Genomic DNA, 15,527 nt, shown 5'->3' on the forward strand with positions numbered 1-15,527 from the left:
ACTCCGCTGAGCGCCCCGGCCGCGACGAACGCGCGTCAGCGCAGGTGACCGGCGCCCGCGCCGCAGTCGACGATGCGCGGCACGGCCGGTGCCGGATCGACCTTCGTCCGCAGGGTCGGGGTCCAGGTCGAGCCCGCCGTGAGGGTCTCCGCCGGGATCTGCGCGTTGTGGACGGCGATCAGGTCCGTCACTTCACCGTTGACGTAGTTGTCGTCGGCGGTGAGCGTCGACTCGTTCCACTTCTTCAGGATCGAGCCGGCCTTGACGGAGTCGGGCAGGGTGAACGCGTTGTGCTCGGCGACGAGCTGGGACTCGATCCCGATGCCGTAGCTGTAGCCGTAGCCGTCCTCGGCGACGAAGTGGTTGTTGTAGGAGTCGACCTGCCCGAACCGCACCCGGGGCGCCCGCTCCACCAGGTTGGAGAACAGGTTGTGGTGGAAGGTGACCTTGAGGTGCCCCCGGTCGACGGCCGCGGTGGACGCGCTGTCGCTGTTGCCGACGAGGATCGTCTTGTCGTGATCCGCGAAGACGTTCCAGGAGGCCGTGACGTAGTCGGCGCCCTTGACGATGTCCAGCTCGCCGTCGTGCTGTTCGTAGATCCGCCCGAAGTAGTACGGCAGCGTGCTGTCCGGGTGGTCGCCGTCGGTGAACGTGTTGTGGTCCATCCACACGTGGGTGGACCCGTAGATGACCGCGCTGTCGTACTCGGAGTTCCAGTTGCCGTCCGCGGTGTCGGTCGGGTCCCACTGCGGGAAGCAGTCGAGGGGGCTCTCGAAGCCCAGGTTGCGGACGATGACGTTGTCGACGGCCTTGATCTGCAGGCTGGCGCCCTTGAAACCGGCGTCCTTGCCGATGCCGACGATGGTGGTGTTGGGCGGGACGTACGCCTTGATGTAGGCGTCCTGGGCGGCCTGCGAGGTGCGGCGCAGCCCCTCCGGGCTGTCGTCGGGCTCGTTGTCGAGGTTGGTGGAGTGCCCCCAGGCCTCGGGTGAGTACGTGGCGAGGTAGGCGTCGAAGTCGTAGCCGGGCACGGCGAACGAGTCACAGCTCGGCCCGTCGGCGTCGATCGTCCCCTCGACTCTGATGATCTTCGGCGCGCTGCCGCCGTCCGCCAGCGCGGCCTTGAACCCGTCCCAGGTGGTGACGGTGTAGACGTGCGCGGCGTCGGCGGCGGACCCGCCGGTGGTCCCGGTGGTGGCCGCGCCCCAGCCGTCGTTCGCCGTCAGCACCTGCCGGTCGAGCGCGACCCGGTGGGGTCCGGCGGCCTGGGCGGTTCCGGTCACGGCCAGCACGAGGGCCGTGCAGCCCACGAGCACCATCATGACGCGTCCATGACATATCTGTGTACGCACTGTGCGGGTCTCCTCAGCTTGCGGGTGGCCAGGTGATCCAGGACGTGGGGATGTCCTTGTGCAGCCGGACGACGTCGTGCCGGGCCAGCACCCGGGTGCGCAGCAGCTCCTGCGCCACGAGCCGGGCCACGGCGATGGCCCCCGGCGGGTTGAAGTGCGTGTTGTCCTGCTCGGTGTCCGTCCAGTTGAAGTACGTCTTGGTCGCCTCGACCCCGAGCGACTGCCACAACGCGAGCGACAGCGCCTCGGTGTCGAGCAGCGCGACACGTTCCCGCGCGGCGAGCGCGCGCATCGCCGCCGGGTAGTCCCCGTGCGTCGGCACGGCATTGCCGTCGGCGTCGAACCGCCGGCGCTCGACGGGCGTGGCGAGAACCGGCCGGGCACCGCGCGCACGGGCGCCTTCGATGTAGCGCCGCAGGTAGTCCTGGTAAGTACTCCAGGGCTCGGTGTACCGGGTGGGGTCGCCGCTCTTCTCGTCGTTGTGCGCGAACTGGACGACCAGCAGATCGTGCGGCCGGATGTCGGCGAGGATGGCGTCAAGCCGCCCCTCGTCGACGAAGCTCTTCGAACTCCGCCCGTTCACGGCCTGGTTGGAGACGGCGATTTCCTCCCGGAGAAAGAAGGGAAGCGCCATTCCCCACCCGGTTTCCGGAGCCGCATCGGCGTATTTCTGGGCGGCGGTGGAGTCTCCGGCGATGTAGAGCGTACGTTTCCTGTCGGGAGAACGCCCGACGAGGGGAACGGCGGCGAGGGCAGCGGAAGTTACCTGCCTGCGCGTAAGGAACACGAGGGCCGCCTCTCAAAGAGGGGATGAGGTTTCTTACCTAGGGGCGCGGGGAACTGCGCGACCAGCCACGACGGATCCGCAGTCCCCCACCACCGAAACCACCCGATCTCAGTGGTGCTTCTTCCAGTCCGCCTGAGCCTTATCAATCTGGTCGGCCAGCGTGTCCAGGAACTCCTTCGCCGTCATCTTCCCGAGCAGCACCTTCTGGAAGTTCGGCTCGTTGTCCGCCTTGGAAATGGTGTTCCAGTCCGGCAGATAGTAAGGAAGCTGCACGATCTTGGTCGACGCCCCGTTCAACGCCTCGGCGGCCAGCTTCGTCGGCTCCGACGCCTGCACCCACGCATCCTGCGCTGCCTCGTTGTTCGCCGGCACCTGCCCCGCCGACTCGTTCCACTTGCTGTTGGCCTCGTGGGACGCGGCGAACTCGATGAACTTCCAGGCCGCGGACTTGTTCTTGCCGGACTTGAAAAGACCCAGACCGTCCACGGGGTTGGAGACCTGCACCCGGGTGCCGTCGTCCAGCGTCGGATTCGGAATCCCCTTGAACTTCCCGCTCAGTGCCTTCTCGTGGTCGGCGTAGGAACCGAGGTTGTGGCTCAGCATCCCGATCGTGCCGGAATCCCACTGCGCGACCATCTTGGTGAAGTCGTTGTTGACGTCGGCGGACGGGGTGTCCTTCTTGTACAGCCCGACGTACTTCTCAAGGGCGGCGACGTTCTCGGGGTCGTTGACGGTGGTCTTGTCACCGTTCCAGAAGGAGGTGATCCCGCTCTGCCCGTACATGGCGTCCAGCGCCTGGGCGATGGATCCCTCGCCGCCCCGGATGGTGTACCCGAACCTGTTCTTCGCCTGGTCGGTGAGTTCGCCTGCGGCCGCGTAGAACTTCGTCCAGGTGGTCGGCGGGTCCAGCTTGGCCGCACTGAACAGATCGGTCCGGTACCAGAGCGTGCCGTTGTTCGCGGAGGTCGGCACGGAGTACGTCTTTCCGTCCCCGCCCGCGGACTTCACGCTGTCCAGGAACTTCTCGTTGAGCCTGCCGTTCAGCGAGCTCTTCGCGAGCCGGCTGTCCAGCGGCTCCAGCGCCCCCTGCGCGGCGATCTCCGCGAGCATCGCGGTGCCGACCCCGCCGACGTCGGGCAGCCCGCCGCCCTGGATGGCGGTGTCGTACTTGGACTGGACACTGGCCGCGGGCACCCCGACGTACTTGACCTTGATGTCGGGGTTCTGCTTCTCGAAGTCGGCGATGATCTCCTTCCAGACGTCGGTGCGGACACCGCCGTTGTTGTCCCAGAAGGTGATCGTGCCCTTCCCGGAGCCCTCGCTGCCCTTGTCCCCCGCGCTGCCGCTGCCGCTGTCACCGCAGGCGGTGGCGGTCAGCGCGAGGACGGAACCCAGGGCGACGGCGACGGCCGCGCGCCTGCTTCTGCGGTTGCTGCTCTTCATTGATCGGCTCTCTTCTGTCTCTTCTACGGGTCGCTTCGTCGGGATCCAGCGGAGAAAGGGAGCTGTGGAGTGGTGAGGAGACGGCGCCCGCGGCAGCAGGCCGTCCGTCAGATACGCACCTCGTTCGGCGGACCCCACGGGGCGCCCAGTTCGGAGTAGAGGGAGAGGGTGTCGGCGCAGGCCGCGACCAGTGCGTCGATGCCGGTCACGACCCGGCGCTCCGCCTCGGGCAGGTAGCGCCAGGCGTCGGCGGGCAGCGCGGCCGGGTCGCCGGCCAGTCGAATCGCTTCGACGACCTTCATGAAGGCGCCGGTCGCGTCCGGCTCCACCAACAGGGCGGCACCGGTGGTGAGGTGGTCGGCGAGGTTCTCCAGCAGGTCCGTGCTGCCGTACTCGATCTCCTCCGGGCCGTGGCCCGCCCGCTGCACCAGCACCCGGTCCTGCTTGTACCAGTGGGTGATCCGGCCGCCGGTGCCGTGCACCAGGACGTACGGGTCCCCCGGCTCCTCGGCGCAGAGCGTGGCGGCGACCGTGACCGGGCCGCGCGGGGTGGTGACGCGGACGCAGGAGGTGTCGTCGGACTCGATGTCGTTGGCGCGCAGCAGCTCGGTCTCGATGCCGGTGACGTCCTCGGCGCGGTCGGTGCCGAGCAGGGCGAGGCCGGTGGCGACGGCGTGCGCGAGGGGGTTGGTGAGGACCCCGTCGACGACGTCGACGCCGTTCAGCCGCCGCTTGCCGGCCCAGGGCGCCCGCCGGTAGTAGGACTCCGGGCGGGCCCAGGCACCCGCGCCGCCCACACCCACCACGTCACCGATGGCGCCCTCCGCGATCAGCCGCCGGATCGCGGGCACGGCGTGCGAGCCCAGCGACTGGAAGCCGATCTGGCAGGCCACGCCGGCCTTGGCGACCCCGTCGGCCATCCGCCGGAACTCGGCGTACGAGGGCGCCGGCGGCTTCTCCAGGAGCACGTGCACGCCCCGCTCGGCGGCCGTCAGGGCCAGGTCCGTGTGGGTGGGGATCGGGGTGCAGATCACGGCGATCCGGGCGCCGGTCGCCTCCAGCAGGGCGCCGAAGTCGGCGGACTGGGCGGGCTGCCCGAGCCCCTCCGGCAGCTCGTCCGCGCCCAGCGGGGTCAGCTCGCAGATCCCGGCGAGCCGTACGACGCCCTTCTCCTGGAGCCGGCGGATGTTCTCCAGATGCCAGCGGCCGTGGCCGCGCGCACCCGCCAGGACGAGGTCGATGGTCATGGGGTCCTCCCTGCGTCGTCGATCTTTGCGTGCAGGGTAAGCGTTTGCCCCGGGCCGCCCGTGAGGTGTCTCATCCCTTCACCGCCCCCGCGCTGAAGCCGGTGATCAGCCACTTCTGGATGAAGGCGAAGACGATCACGACGGGTACGGCGGCGATGATGCCGCCCGCGGCCAGCGCGCCCAGGTCCACGCTGTCGGAGCTCATCAGGGTGTTGAGGCCGACGGGGATGGTCTGCTTGCTCTGGTCCGACAGGAACATCAGGGCGAACAGGAAGTGGTTCCACGCGTGCACGAAGGCGAAGGAGCCGACCGCGATCAGCCCGGGCCGCAGCAGCGGCAGGACGACGATCCGGAAGGCGGTCAGCCGGTTGCAGCCGTCGACCCAGGCGGCCTCCTCCAGGGAGTACGGCACGTTCCGGATGAAGCCGCTGATCAGGATCATCGACAGCGGGAGCTGGAAGACGGTCTCGGCGATGATCACACTGCCGAGGGAGTTGATCATCTGGAGCCTGGCGAAGATCTGGAAGAGCGGGACGAGGAGCAGCGCGCCCGGCACGAACTGGGAGCAGAGCAGGGCGAGCATGAAGCCGCGCTTGAGCCTGAAGTCGAAGCGGGCGAGGGCGTAGCCGCCGGCCAGCGCGACGACCGTGGTCAGCACCAGGGTCGAGACTCCGACGTAGACGCTGTTGGTGAAGTAGGTGCCGAAGCTGCGCTCGGTCCACACCTTCCGGAAGTGGTCGAAGGTGACCGGCCAGGGGACGAGGGAGGTGGAGCCGGCCGGGCGGAGGGCGAAGAGCAGGATCCAGTAGAAGGGGATCAGGGTGAAGAGGAGGTAGATCCCGAGGGGGAGGTAGATCTGCCAGCGGGGGGCCTCGTCCCAGGCACGGCGCCTCTTCCCCGGCCGGGCGGGCTCGGACACGACGGGCTCGGCCGCGGGGGCGATCTCGGTGATCACTTGGTCTCGCCCCCGAACTTGCTCAGCCGCAGGTAGACGATGGAGCAGAAGAGCAGGATCACGAAGGCCACCGTGGTCAGCGCGGACGCGTAGCCGAAGTTGTGGGCGTCGACGCTGGTGTTGGCGATGTAGAGGGGAAGGGTCGTCGTCTCCCCCGCCGGGCCGCCTCCGGTCAGGGTGTAGAGCAGGTCGACGTTGTTGAACTCCCACACCGCGCGCAGCAGGGTGGCGAGGACGATGGCGTCCTTGAGGTGCGGCAGGGTGATGTGCCAGAACTGCTTGAGCCGGCCGGCCCCGTCGACCTCGGCGGCCTCGTACAGGTCCTTGGAGACGGACTGGAGGTCGGCGAGGATGAGGATCGCGAAGAAGGGCACGCCCCGCCACAGGTCGGCGACGACGGCCGCCGGGAAGACCGTCGACGTGTCGGAGAGCCAACTGGTGCCGTACGACCCGATGCCCGCGTCGGCGAGGTAACGCGTGATGCCCGTCTGGGAGTTGTAGAGCAGCACCCAGATCGCGGAGGTCAGCACCCCGGAGACGGCCCACGGCGAGAAGACCAGCGCCCGGCCCAGCGCCCGCCCCGCGAACGACTGGTTGACGATCAGCGCGAGCGCGAGCCCGAACAGCAGCTGCAGTCCGACCTCCGCCACGACCCACTTGGCGCTGAAGGTCAGCGTGTCCCAGAACTGCGGGTCGTGCGCGAAGGCCTGTGTGAAGTTGCCGAGGCCCGCGAAGCCGTTCCGCCAGGGCTTGGTGGGGTTGTAGTTCTGCAGGCTGTAGTAGAAGACGCTGAGCACCGGGTAGGCGATGAAGCCCAGCATCAGCAGGGCCGCCGGGGCGATCAGCAGGTACGGCAGCCTGCGCGGCGTCGCGGAGGCACGGCGCCGCCGGGGTGGCGCGGGCGGTTTCGCCACGGCTGCGGCTTGGGCCATGTCCTGTTCTCCGTTCGCAGTGGGGCAATTACAGTGCGCAAGGGAAGCGCTTGCTAGACGGACGTGGTTGAAGCGCTTCGACGATCGTCAGAGAGAGTCAGCCCGCGTACGGGTCGGGCACTTCTCCCGGCCGGGCCAGGAACTCGAAGTCGCAGCCGGTGTCGGCCTGGGTGATCTGCCGGTCGTAGAGCGCGCCGTATCCGCGCTCGTACCGCGCGGGCGGCGGCGTCCACTCGGCCCGGCGCCGCGCCAGCTCCTCGTCGTCCACGTCGAGCCGGAGAACGCGGGCCGCGACGTCGAGGGTGATGGAGTCCCCGGTGCGGACGAGCGCGAGGGGTCCGCCGATGTACGACTCGGGCGCGATGTGCAGCACGCAGGCGCCGTAACTGGTGCCGCTCATCCGGGCGTCGGAGATCCGCACCATGTCCCGCACGCCCTGCTTGAGGAGGTGGTCGGGGATGGGCAGCATGCCGTACTCGGGCATGCCGGGACCGCCCTTGGGCCCGGCGTTGCGCAGCACGAGCACACTGTCGGCGGTGATGCCCAGCGACGGATCGTTGATGGTGCGCTGCATGGTCCGGTAGTCGTCGAAGACGACCGCGCGACCGGTGTGCCTGAGCAGGTGGGGCTCGGCGGCGATGTGCTTGATGACCGCGCCGTCCGGGCAGAGGTTGCCGCGCAGCACGGCGACTCCGCCTTCGGCGGCCACCGGGTTGGACCGCGGCCGGATGACGTCGTCGTCGTGCACCCGGGCGCCGGCCAGCTGATCGCGGTAGGTGTCGTACGACACCGTGGGCCGGTCCAGGTGGAGCAGGTCGGGGATGCGGGAGAGGAAGCCGGGGAGGCCGCCCGCGAAGTGGAAGTCCTCCATGAGGTACTTCTGACCGCCGGGGCGGACGTTGGCGAGGACGGGCACGGTGCGGGCGATGCGGTCGAAGTCGTCCAGGGTGAGCCGCACCCCGGCGCGTCCGGCCATGGCGATGAGGTGGATGACGGCGTTGGTGGAGCCGCCGAGCCCGAGGACGGTGGTGACGGCGTCCTCGAAGGCCTCGGGGGTGAGGAGCCGGGAGAGCCTCAGGTCCCGGTGGACGAGTTCGACGATGCGCATCCCGGCACTGGCGGCCATGCGGTCGTGCCCGGAGTCGACGGCCGGGATGCTGGACGCGCCCGGGACGGTGACGCCGAGCGCCTCGGCGGCGGCGGTGAGGGTGGAGGCGGTCCCCATGGTCATGCAGTGACCCGGCGAGCGGGCGAGCCCGCTCTCCAGCTCCGACATCTCGCAGTCGCCGATGAGACCGGCGCGCTTGTCGTCCCAGTACTTCCACATGTCGGTGCCGGAGCCGAGGACCTCGCCCCGCCAGTGACCGGGGAGCATGGGCCCCGCGGGCACGAAGACGGTGGGCAGGTCGACGGAGGCCGCGCCCATGAGGAGAGCCGGGGTGGACTTGTCGCAGCCGCCCATCAGCACGGCCCCGTCGACCGGGTACGACCGCAGCAGTTCCTCGGTCTCCATGGAGAGGAGGTTGCGGTAGAGCATGGGGGTCGGCTTCTGGAAGGTCTCCGAGAGGGTGGCGACCGGGAACTCCAGCGGGAATCCGCCGGCCTGCCAGACGCCCCGCTTGACCGCCTGCGCCCGGTCACGGAGGTGCACATGACAGGGGTTGATGTCGGACCAGGTGTTGAGGACCGCGATGACCGGCTTGCCGAGGTGCTCCTCGGGGAGGTAGCCGAGCTGGCGGGTGCGGGCGCGGTGGCTGAAGGAGCGGAGCCCGTCGGTGCCGTACCACTGGTGGCTTCTGAGCTCTTCGGGCCGCTTGCGCGGCACGTTCCCGCCGGCGTTCACAGCGACCATCCGGCGGCTATGGCGGCGACCTCGGCGCGCCGTTCCTCGGGCAGCCGCCTGCTGGGCGGGCGGACGTCGCCACGGCAGAGGCCGAGGGACGCGAGGGCCTCCTTGACGACGGTGACGTTGTCGGCGGAGCCGTTCGCGGCGCGGAGTTCCTCGAAGCGGCGGATCTGTTCCCAGACCTTCATGGCGGCCGGGTAGTCCCCCGATCGAAGCGCTTCGATCATATGCAGCGAAACGGCCGGGGAGACGTTCACGAGGCCGGAGGTAAAGCCGGTGGCGCCGGCCGAGAAGTAGGAGGGTGCGTAGGGTTCGGCGAGCCCCGCGACCCAGACGAAGCGGTCGAGCCCCGCGTCACGGGCGAAGGCGGCGAACTTGGCGGCGTCCGGGACGGCGTACTTGACGCCGATCACGTTGGGGCAGGCGTCGGCGAGTTCGGCGAGGCGGGCGCCGGGGAGCTGGGCGTTGCGGATGTACGGGACGACGCCGAGGTCGGGGACGGACGCGGCGATGGCCCGGTGGTAGTCGACCCAGCCGGCCTGCGAGACGTACGGGTGGACGGGCTGATGGACCATCACCATGTGTGCGCCGTGCTCGCGGGCGTGCCGGGCGGAGGCGACGGCGGTGGCGATGTCGTGCCCGACGCCGACGAGGATCGAGGCCCGCGCCCCCGCCTCGTCGAGGGTCGACTCGGTGACGAGCTGCCGCTCCTGGGGGGCGAGGGCGTAGAACTCGCCGGTGTTGCCGTTGGGGGTCAGGGTGCGGACGCCGCCGTCGAGGAGCCGGCGCAGCAGGGCCCGGTGGGCGTCCTGGTCGACGCTGCCGTCCGCGGCGAAGGGGGTCACCGGGATGGCCACCACGTCGGCCAGGGCCGCCCGTTGGGACTCGAACGCCACGCTGCTCATTCCTGGCCCTCCTGGTCGGCCGCCCCGGGGAACGCCCGGTCGACGAAGGACGCGATGTGGGCGTGCAGGGTGCGGGCGGCACCGTCGGCGTCGCCCGCGAGCGCCAGCCGCAGGATCTCGCGATGCTCGCCGGCCTCCTGTTCCCAGGAGGGGGAGGCGGCCCAGGCGACGGCGGAGACGAGGGCGGCCTGGTCGCGGACCTCGTCGAGCATCCGGCCGAGGAGCGGGTTGCCGCACGGGAGGTAGAGGGCGCGGTGGAAGTCGCGGTTGGCGAGGGAGCGTTCGGCGGTGTCGCCGGCGTCGTCGGCGCGGGTGAGGGCGTCGCGCGCGGCGTCCAGGGAGGCGCCGCGTCGCACGGCCCGCCGGAGGGCCTCGGGTTCGAGGAGCAGCCGTACGTCGTAGACCTCGCGCGCCATGTCCGCGTCCACCATGCGCACCGTGACGCCCTTGTACTGGCTCATCACGACCAGCCCGGTCCCGGCGAGGGTCTTGAGCGCCTCCCGCACGGGGGTCTTGGACACCCCGAACTGCGCGGCTAGCTCGGTCTCCACCAGGGCCTGACCCGGGGTCAGCTGTCCGGTCAGGATGCGGTGTTTGATCGCGTCCAGCACGAACTGCGTACGGGACGGAATCGGCATGGGCACAGAGGTCATGCGCGCCTCTCGGGGTCACGTATCAGGTGCGGGACCTGATCTGACGTATCTGATCTCGCGTATCGCGTCTCATATATGACGTATGAAGTGCGACGCGGATGAAGGTAGGAGGACCGCTGTGTTTCGTCAATGCTTCTGACAAGGACGGCCGGGAGGGACTGCGGAGGCGCCTGTTCAGCAGCAGCCGTCTCCGGGGTCGCGCCGGGGGCCGGACGACGGAGCGGGGGGGGCGACGAGCGGGGGCGACGAGCGGGGCGCGCTTCCGCCCGGTGACCCGCCACGTTTCAGAAGCCCCTCGCCTCCCCCTCCCGTGCCACGCTGGTGGGCCGCCCCGACACCACTCCCGCACGGGCCGCCGCCATCTCCCGGGTCAGTGCCGGCCCCACATGGGTGATGAGCAGCTCCCGTGCCCCCGCGTCCCGAGCGATCCGTCCCGCGTCCTCCGGGGTCAGATGAACCCGTTCGCCTTCGCGATGCCTGTCGAGGTCGGCCTCGCACAGGAAGACGTCCGCCCGGGCGGCCAGCTCGGCCAGGGCGGCGCACGGTCCGCTGTCGCCGGAGTACGCGAGCACGCTCCCCTGGCACTCGGCACGCAATCCGTAGGCCTCCGTGCCGTGAGCCACCGCCCGGGTGGCGAGCCGCAGGTTCCAGTGCTGGACGGCGTGGCCGTCGTACAGCGGCCGGAAGTCGAACACCCCGCCCAGGAAGCCCAGATCCGGCCGGCCGAAGAAGCCCGCCAGCCGCTGCGCGCACTCCTGGGGCGCGTAGACCGGGATCGGTGCGGCCGGTGTCAGTCCGCCGAAGGCGTAGGCGTACGCGGCGGCCAGCAGATCCGCACTGTGATCCGCGTGCAGATGCGAGATCCAGATCGCCGTGAGCCGCGCCGGATCCGTGTGCCGCTGCAACTCCGCGAACGTCCCCGTCCCCGCGTCCACCCATACCTCGGCACCGCCGCCCCGCACCAGGTAACCGGAGCACGGTCGGCCGGGCCGGGGGCAGGGAGAGGCGGTGCCGAGGACGGTGAGGCTCAATGGCATGGCGAGGAGAGTACGGATCCGGGTCCCCGCCCGCTCACGGATTGAGCCCTTTTACGGCCGGCCCCTATGGGCCGGCCTCTCCCCACCGGCCCCCTTTCGGCCTGCCCCTCACGGCTTCCATCCCGGGTCCCGGCCGCTCAGGCCCACCGCCCGGTCCAGCAGCCGCGCGCTCTCCGGCACCGGCACGAGGGGGCCGAACGGGCCGCGGTCGCCGGCCGCCGCCATCCGCAGGAAGCCGTACGCCGCCTCCAGCGCCGCCGGGTCCGGGACGTACTCCTGGCCCGTGGCCCGGGCCAGGTCCCAGCCGTGGACGACCAGTTCGTCGGCGGCCACCGCACCCGCCACCCCGCCCGGCAGGTCGATCCCGCCGGCCCGCGTCATGCCGTCCCACGCGGACGGGTCCCGCCAGGCCTCCGCCAGCGCGTCGAGCGCCTTGGGCAGTTCCTGCCGCCACTCCGGTCCGAGCACCGGCAGTGACGCGTCGGGGCGGTGGTCGGTCGTGGTTCCCAGATTCTTGCGGGCGGCGTCCCGGAAGGCCACGGACAGGCCCGCCACATGGCCCAGCAGGTGCCGGACCGCGTAGTCCGGACACGGCGTCGACCCCGCGAGCTGCCCGTCCGCCACCCGCTCCGCGAGCTCCGCCACGATCCTCGCCTGCGGGCCCAGGTCGATCATGGTCGTACCAGTCATCGTGCTGCCTCCCGGTGCACCGGCTCAGTCGTCGTCCTCTTCAGGAGGCAGACCGGACCACCTTGCGAAACTCATCGATCCGCCACACCGACACCCCGCCCAGGAAGCACCACGCCGTTCTAAGGCACCTTCCCGATCCGGGCACCCCCGCCTTAGCCCCACGATGACCAGGCATGACGACCACCTCCTGGGCCGTGGCCCGGCTGCTCCGCGACCGTAACGCGGCGCTCTATCTCATCGGCGTCGTGGTGTCCGGCTTCGGTACCTCCGCGCTCTGGCTCGTGTCCGGCGTCTGGGTCAAGGACCTCACCGGCTCCGACGGCCTCGCCGCACTCTGCACCGCCGCCCTCTGGGCCCCCACCCTCCTCGGCCCCGCCCTCGGCACCCTCGCCGACCGCGTGCGCCGCAAACCCCTGGTGATCCGCACGAACCTCGCCCTCGCCCTTCTCCTGCTGTCCCTCTGGACGGTCTCCTCCCCCGCCGACGTCCGGCTGCTCTTCGCCGTCCTCCTCCTCTACGGCGCGGCGGGCGTCGTCGCGGACGCGGCCGAATCCGCCCTCGTCGTCGCCGCCGTCGACCCCGCCCTCCTCGGCGACTTCAACGGGTTGCGGATGACCGCCCGCGAGGGCATGAAGCTGGTCGCCCCGCTGACCGGCGCCGCGCTGTACACGGCGTACGGCGGACCGAGCGTGGCGCTGCTGGACGCCTGCACGTTCGTGCTGGCGGCAGGGCTGTGCGCACTGCTCCGGGTGCGGGAGGAACGGCCCGAACGGGTGCGCGGCAACTGGCGGCGGCAGACCGCCGAGGGGGTCCGGCTGCTCTGGGCGCACCCGGCCCTGCGGCCGCTGGTCCGGGCCGGCGGCGCCACGATGTGCCTCGCCTCCCTCGGCAGCAGCCTGAACTACGCCGTGGTGGACGCCCTCGGCCACTCCCCCGCCTACACGGGGGTGATGTACGCCGTCCAGGGCGTCGGCTCGGTCGGTGTCGGGCTGGTGGCGGGGCCCGCGCTGCGGCGGCTCGGCGAGCGGCGGTTCGCGGCGTACGGGATCGCGCTGACGGGGGTGGCGGTGGCCGGGCGGGTGGTGCCATGTGACATGGCACTGCTCGCGTGCAGCCTCGCGGGCGGTCTGGGCCTGCCCTGCGTCCTGATCGCCGCCTACACCGCCGTACAGCGCGAGATCCCGGCCGCCGCGCTGGGGCGGGCGACCGCGACGGCCGACACGCTGATGTTCACACCGAACGTGGTCGGACTGGCCGTCGGGGCCGCCCTCGTCGAACTCGTCGACCACCGGCCGCTGTTGCTGCTCCTCGGCGGCGCGCTGCTGGCGACCGCCGGGTCACTGGCTCACCGCAGCGCCTCCCGCACCGCCGCAAGGTCGCCGTCGGACGCCAACCCGGCGTGATACAGCCGCAGTTCGGTCGCGCCCAGCTCGCGGGCACGCGCGGCGTCGGCCGCGAGGGTTCCGGGGCTGCCGCCCATCCCGGAGACCACCGTGAAGTTGGCGGCCAGGACCGTGTCGCCCCGCGTGTGCTCGGCGAAGGGCGTCAGCAGGGCCGTACCGCCCGTGCAGGGGACCACGACGCCGTCCGCGACGGACAGGATCCAGGCCGGGTCCACTCCCGCGTTGGCTCCGCAGTGGTACGTCACCGGGTCCGCGTGGAGGAGGACCTGGAAGCCCTCGGGCGCCGCTGCGCGTACGGCGGCCACGGCCGTCTCCTGGAGTGTGCGGGCCTGCCCGTCGCGCCACGCGCGCGTGGCCGTCGCCACCGGCTCGCCGAGCAGCTTCTCCACCGTCGGCCAGCCGGCGTCGTCGCCGGTGCCCCGCCAGAGCGGCTCCAGGGCCTCCCGTACGGCGGCGGCCAGTTCGTCGGCGGCCAGGCCCTGTTCGCCGTACCCGGTCCGGCACGTGGGGCAGAAGCAGAGCGCCATCAGGTACTGGCCGGCGTCCCCCAGGCCGACCCCGGCGGTCTTGTCGTGGGCGTGCAGGTGCTGGAGGCCGTACCAGCCGAGGGACTCCAGTTCGGTGCCGGCCGCGCCGGGGCGTACGGCGGCCTCGGCGGCGAGGTCGGCCAGGTACGCGCGCGTGGCGGGCTGGGCGATGCAGGGTGCCCAGGGGTAGCGGTCGCCGTAGGCGTTGACGACGGAGGTGTCCGGATGCTCGGCGCCCAGGCGGGAGTTGTGGGCGAGGACCACCCAGGTGTGGACGTCGAGGCCGGCGCCGCGCAGGGCTTCGGCCGCCTCGCCGTAGGCGTCGCCGGGGGCCCAGTCGCCGGCCGGGTAGGGGCGCAGCTCCCGGCCGGTCCAGCGGTCGTCCGCCGGGTAGTAGACGGCGGCGTGTTCGGCGGTGACGATGCGGTGGCGGGGGTGGCGGGGGGTGAGCGCGCGGGTGGAGTGGTAGGCGGAGGCCAGGGTCGCCTGGTGCACGCCGAGCGCGGCGATGCGGTCCGGCGCCGCCGGGTCCCCGTTGACGTCCCAGGGGTATACGAACGCCGACGCCTTCAGTCGCCCTGTCCGGCTCTCTCCGGAATGCGTCACGCGTCCTCCTCCAGCAGCGCGTACCCGCGCTCGATCAGCTGGGCGAGCTGCTTGACATGGTCCTCGGTCGGCTCGTGCAGCGGGGGACGGACCTCGCCGACCTCCAGGCCGCGCAGCCGTACCCCGGCCTTGACGAGCGAGACGGCGTATCCCCGGCCCTGGGCGCGGAGTTCGACGAAGGGGCGGTAGAAGCCGTCCAGCAGGCGCTCGGCCGTCGCCCGGTCCCCGTCGCGCAGGGCGGCGTGGAAGGCGAGGGCGATCTCGGGGGCGAAGCAGAAGACGGCGGAGGAGTAGAGGTCGATGCCGATGGCCTGGTAGGCGAGCTGGGTCTGTTCGGCGGTGGGCAGGCCGTTGAAGTAGAGGAAGTCGCCCGGGGCCTCGGTGCGGACGGCGCTGACGATGCGCTGCATGAGGTCCAGGTCGCCGAGGCCGTCCTTGAAGCCGATGACGCCCTCGGTGCGGGCGAGTTCGACGACCGTGGGCGGGGTGAACACGGCGTTGTCCCGCTGGTAGACGATCACGGGGAGGGCGGTGGCCGCCGCCACCTCCCGGTAGTGCCGCAGCAGGCCCTCCTGGCCGGCGACCACCAGGTAGGGCGGCATGGCGAGGAGGCCGTCGGCGCCCGCGGCCTCGGCGAGACGCGCGTAGCGTACGGCGAGCGCGGTGCCGTAGCCGGCGCCGGCCACCACCGGTACCCGCCCGTCGGCCGCCGCCACGGCCGCGCCCACGCAGGCCTCGAACTCCTCGGGCAGCAGTGCGTGGAACTCCCCCGTGCCGCAGCAGGCGAAGACGGCGGCGGCGCCGGCCTCGACGCCCCGGCGGACGTGCTCGCGGTAGGTGTCGAGGTCGAGGGAGCCGTCGGGGCCGTAGGCGGTGACGGGGAAGAAGAGCGGCCCGCGCGGATCACGAAGCCGGGCGGCGAGAGGGGCTGGCGTCACGGGCGCTCCCTGTCGAGGCGGTCGACGCCGTTCGCTGTGGAACAGACCGGGTAGATCTGACAGATCGGCATGTCGATGCATGTTTCTGATCGGCGTCTATATTCATGAACGTGACCACGTTACGAGGCCGCGTCCGGGCCGGTCAAGGCGGCAAACGACCAACAGTCGAGCGGATTCCCGCACTCCACGGCACACTTGACTCGGCA

At 71.2% G+C, this 15,527-nt stretch carries 14 protein-coding genes; 1 reads left to right on the plus strand and 13 read right to left on the minus strand.

Annotation, left to right across the window (positions count from 1 at the left end; all coding sequences use genetic code 11):
* Positions 1–35 precede the first annotated feature (35 nt).
* From SSP29_RS13495 to SSP29_RS13545, 11 genes are all read right to left on the minus strand, one after another.
* Positions 36–1,352, minus strand: coding sequence for a pectate lyase family protein (locus tag SSP29_RS13495; protein WP_438363793.1), 1,317 nt, complete (start codon positions 1,350–1,352; stop codon positions 36–38).
* 13 nt (positions 1,353–1,365) lie between these two features.
* A complete protein-coding gene (locus SSP29_RS13500; protein WP_089100860.1) occupies positions 1,366–2,139 on the minus strand; it encodes a rhamnogalacturonan acetylesterase in 774 nt (257 codons plus the stop codon).
* Between the two features lie 108 nt (positions 2,140–2,247).
* On the minus strand, positions 2,248–3,582 hold the full coding sequence (locus SSP29_RS13505) for an ABC transporter substrate-binding protein (RefSeq protein WP_089100861.1): 1,335 nt from the start codon (positions 3,580–3,582) through the stop codon (positions 2,248–2,250).
* 107 nt (positions 3,583–3,689) lie between these two features.
* A complete protein-coding gene (locus SSP29_RS13510; RefSeq protein ID WP_089100862.1) occupies positions 3,690–4,829 on the minus strand; it encodes a Gfo/Idh/MocA family protein in 1,140 nt (379 codons plus the stop codon).
* A 70-nt stretch (positions 4,830–4,899) separates the two neighbouring features.
* Complete coding sequence (locus SSP29_RS13515; protein ID WP_089100863.1) at positions 4,900–5,784, minus strand: carbohydrate ABC transporter permease; 885 nt, start codon at positions 5,782–5,784, stop codon at positions 4,900–4,902.
* Positions 5,781–6,716 (minus strand): carbohydrate ABC transporter permease, encoded by a 936-nt coding sequence (locus SSP29_RS13520; RefSeq protein WP_089100864.1) that lies wholly within the window; start codon positions 6,714–6,716, stop codon positions 5,781–5,783. The genes SSP29_RS13515 and SSP29_RS13520 overlap by 4 nt, the downstream gene beginning before the upstream one ends.
* A gap of 97 nt (positions 6,717–6,813) precedes the next feature.
* Positions 6,814–8,568, minus strand: coding sequence for an L-arabinonate dehydratase (araD, locus tag SSP29_RS13525; protein WP_089100865.1), 1,755 nt, complete (start codon positions 8,566–8,568; stop codon positions 6,814–6,816).
* Positions 8,556–9,467, minus strand: a complete 912-nt coding sequence (locus SSP29_RS13530; RefSeq protein ID WP_089100866.1) for a dihydrodipicolinate synthase family protein — start codon at positions 9,465–9,467, stop codon at positions 8,556–8,558. Before SSP29_RS13530 ends, araD begins: the two co-directional genes overlap by 13 nt.
* Positions 9,464–10,120, minus strand: a complete 657-nt coding sequence (locus tag SSP29_RS13535; protein WP_089100867.1) for a GntR family transcriptional regulator — start codon at positions 10,118–10,120, stop codon at positions 9,464–9,466. The genes SSP29_RS13530 and SSP29_RS13535 overlap by 4 nt, the downstream gene beginning before the upstream one ends.
* Before the next feature lie 284 nt (positions 10,121–10,404).
* Positions 10,405–11,157, minus strand: coding sequence for an MBL fold metallo-hydrolase (locus SSP29_RS13540; protein WP_089100868.1), 753 nt, complete (start codon positions 11,155–11,157; stop codon positions 10,405–10,407).
* Between the two features lie 108 nt (positions 11,158–11,265).
* Positions 11,266–11,847 (minus strand): TIGR03086 family metal-binding protein, encoded by a 582-nt coding sequence (locus SSP29_RS13545; protein WP_089100869.1) that lies wholly within the window; start codon positions 11,845–11,847, stop codon positions 11,266–11,268.
* A 173-nt stretch (positions 11,848–12,020) separates the two neighbouring features.
* Here SSP29_RS13545 and SSP29_RS13550 point away from each other — a divergent pair, with 173 nt between their 5' ends.
* Positions 12,021–13,250, plus strand: a complete 1,230-nt coding sequence (locus SSP29_RS13550; RefSeq protein ID WP_089100870.1) for an MFS transporter — start codon at positions 12,021–12,023, stop codon at positions 13,248–13,250.
* Here the strand turns inward: SSP29_RS13550 and SSP29_RS13555 are convergent.
* A complete protein-coding gene (locus SSP29_RS13555) occupies positions 13,193–14,350 on the minus strand; it encodes a hypothetical protein (protein ID WP_089101598.1) in 1,158 nt (385 codons plus the stop codon). The genes SSP29_RS13550 and SSP29_RS13555 overlap by 58 nt on opposite strands.
* 29 nt (positions 14,351–14,379) lie before the next feature.
* Positions 14,380–15,321 carry a 5-dehydro-4-deoxyglucarate dehydratase gene (locus SSP29_RS13560; protein WP_089100871.1) on the minus strand — a complete coding sequence of 314 codons (942 nt, stop codon included), beginning with the start codon at positions 15,319–15,321 and terminating at the stop codon, positions 14,380–14,382.
* Between the last annotated feature and the right edge of the window lie 206 nt (positions 15,322–15,527).

Source organism: Streptomyces hyaluromycini (assembly GCF_002217755.1).
Lineage (GTDB): Bacteria > Actinomycetota > Actinomycetes > Streptomycetales > Streptomycetaceae > Streptomyces > Streptomyces hyaluromycini.

Bases quoted from the DNA above. Each gene is read 5' to 3' on its own strand.
- SSP29_RS13530 (WP_089100866.1), bottom strand. From the start codon at position 9,467: ATGAGCAGCGTGGCGTTCGAGTCCCAACGGGCGGCCCTGGCCGACGTG.
- SSP29_RS13540 (WP_089100868.1), bottom strand. From the start codon at position 11,157: ATGCCATTGAGCCTCACCGTCCTCGGCACCGCCTCTCCCTGCCCCCGG.
- SSP29_RS13550 (WP_089100870.1), top strand. From the start codon at position 12,021: ATGACGACCACCTCCTGGGCCGTGGCCCGGCTGCTCCGCGACCGTAAC.
- SSP29_RS13535 (WP_089100867.1), bottom strand. From the start codon at position 10,120: ATGACCTCTGTGCCCATGCCGATTCCGTCCCGTACGCAGTTCGTGCTG.
- araD (WP_089100865.1), bottom strand. From the start codon at position 8,568: ATGGTCGCTGTGAACGCCGGCGGGAACGTGCCGCGCAAGCGGCCCGAA.
- SSP29_RS13505 (WP_089100861.1), bottom strand. From the start codon at position 3,582: ATGAAGAGCAGCAACCGCAGAAGCAGGCGCGCGGCCGTCGCCGTCGCC.
- SSP29_RS13545 (WP_089100869.1), bottom strand. From the start codon at position 11,847: ATGACTGGTACGACCATGATCGACCTGGGCCCGCAGGCGAGGATCGTG.
- SSP29_RS13510 (WP_089100862.1), bottom strand. From the start codon at position 4,829: ATGACCATCGACCTCGTCCTGGCGGGTGCGCGCGGCCACGGCCGCTGG.
- SSP29_RS13520 (WP_089100864.1), bottom strand. From the start codon at position 6,716: ATGGCCCAAGCCGCAGCCGTGGCGAAACCGCCCGCGCCACCCCGGCGG.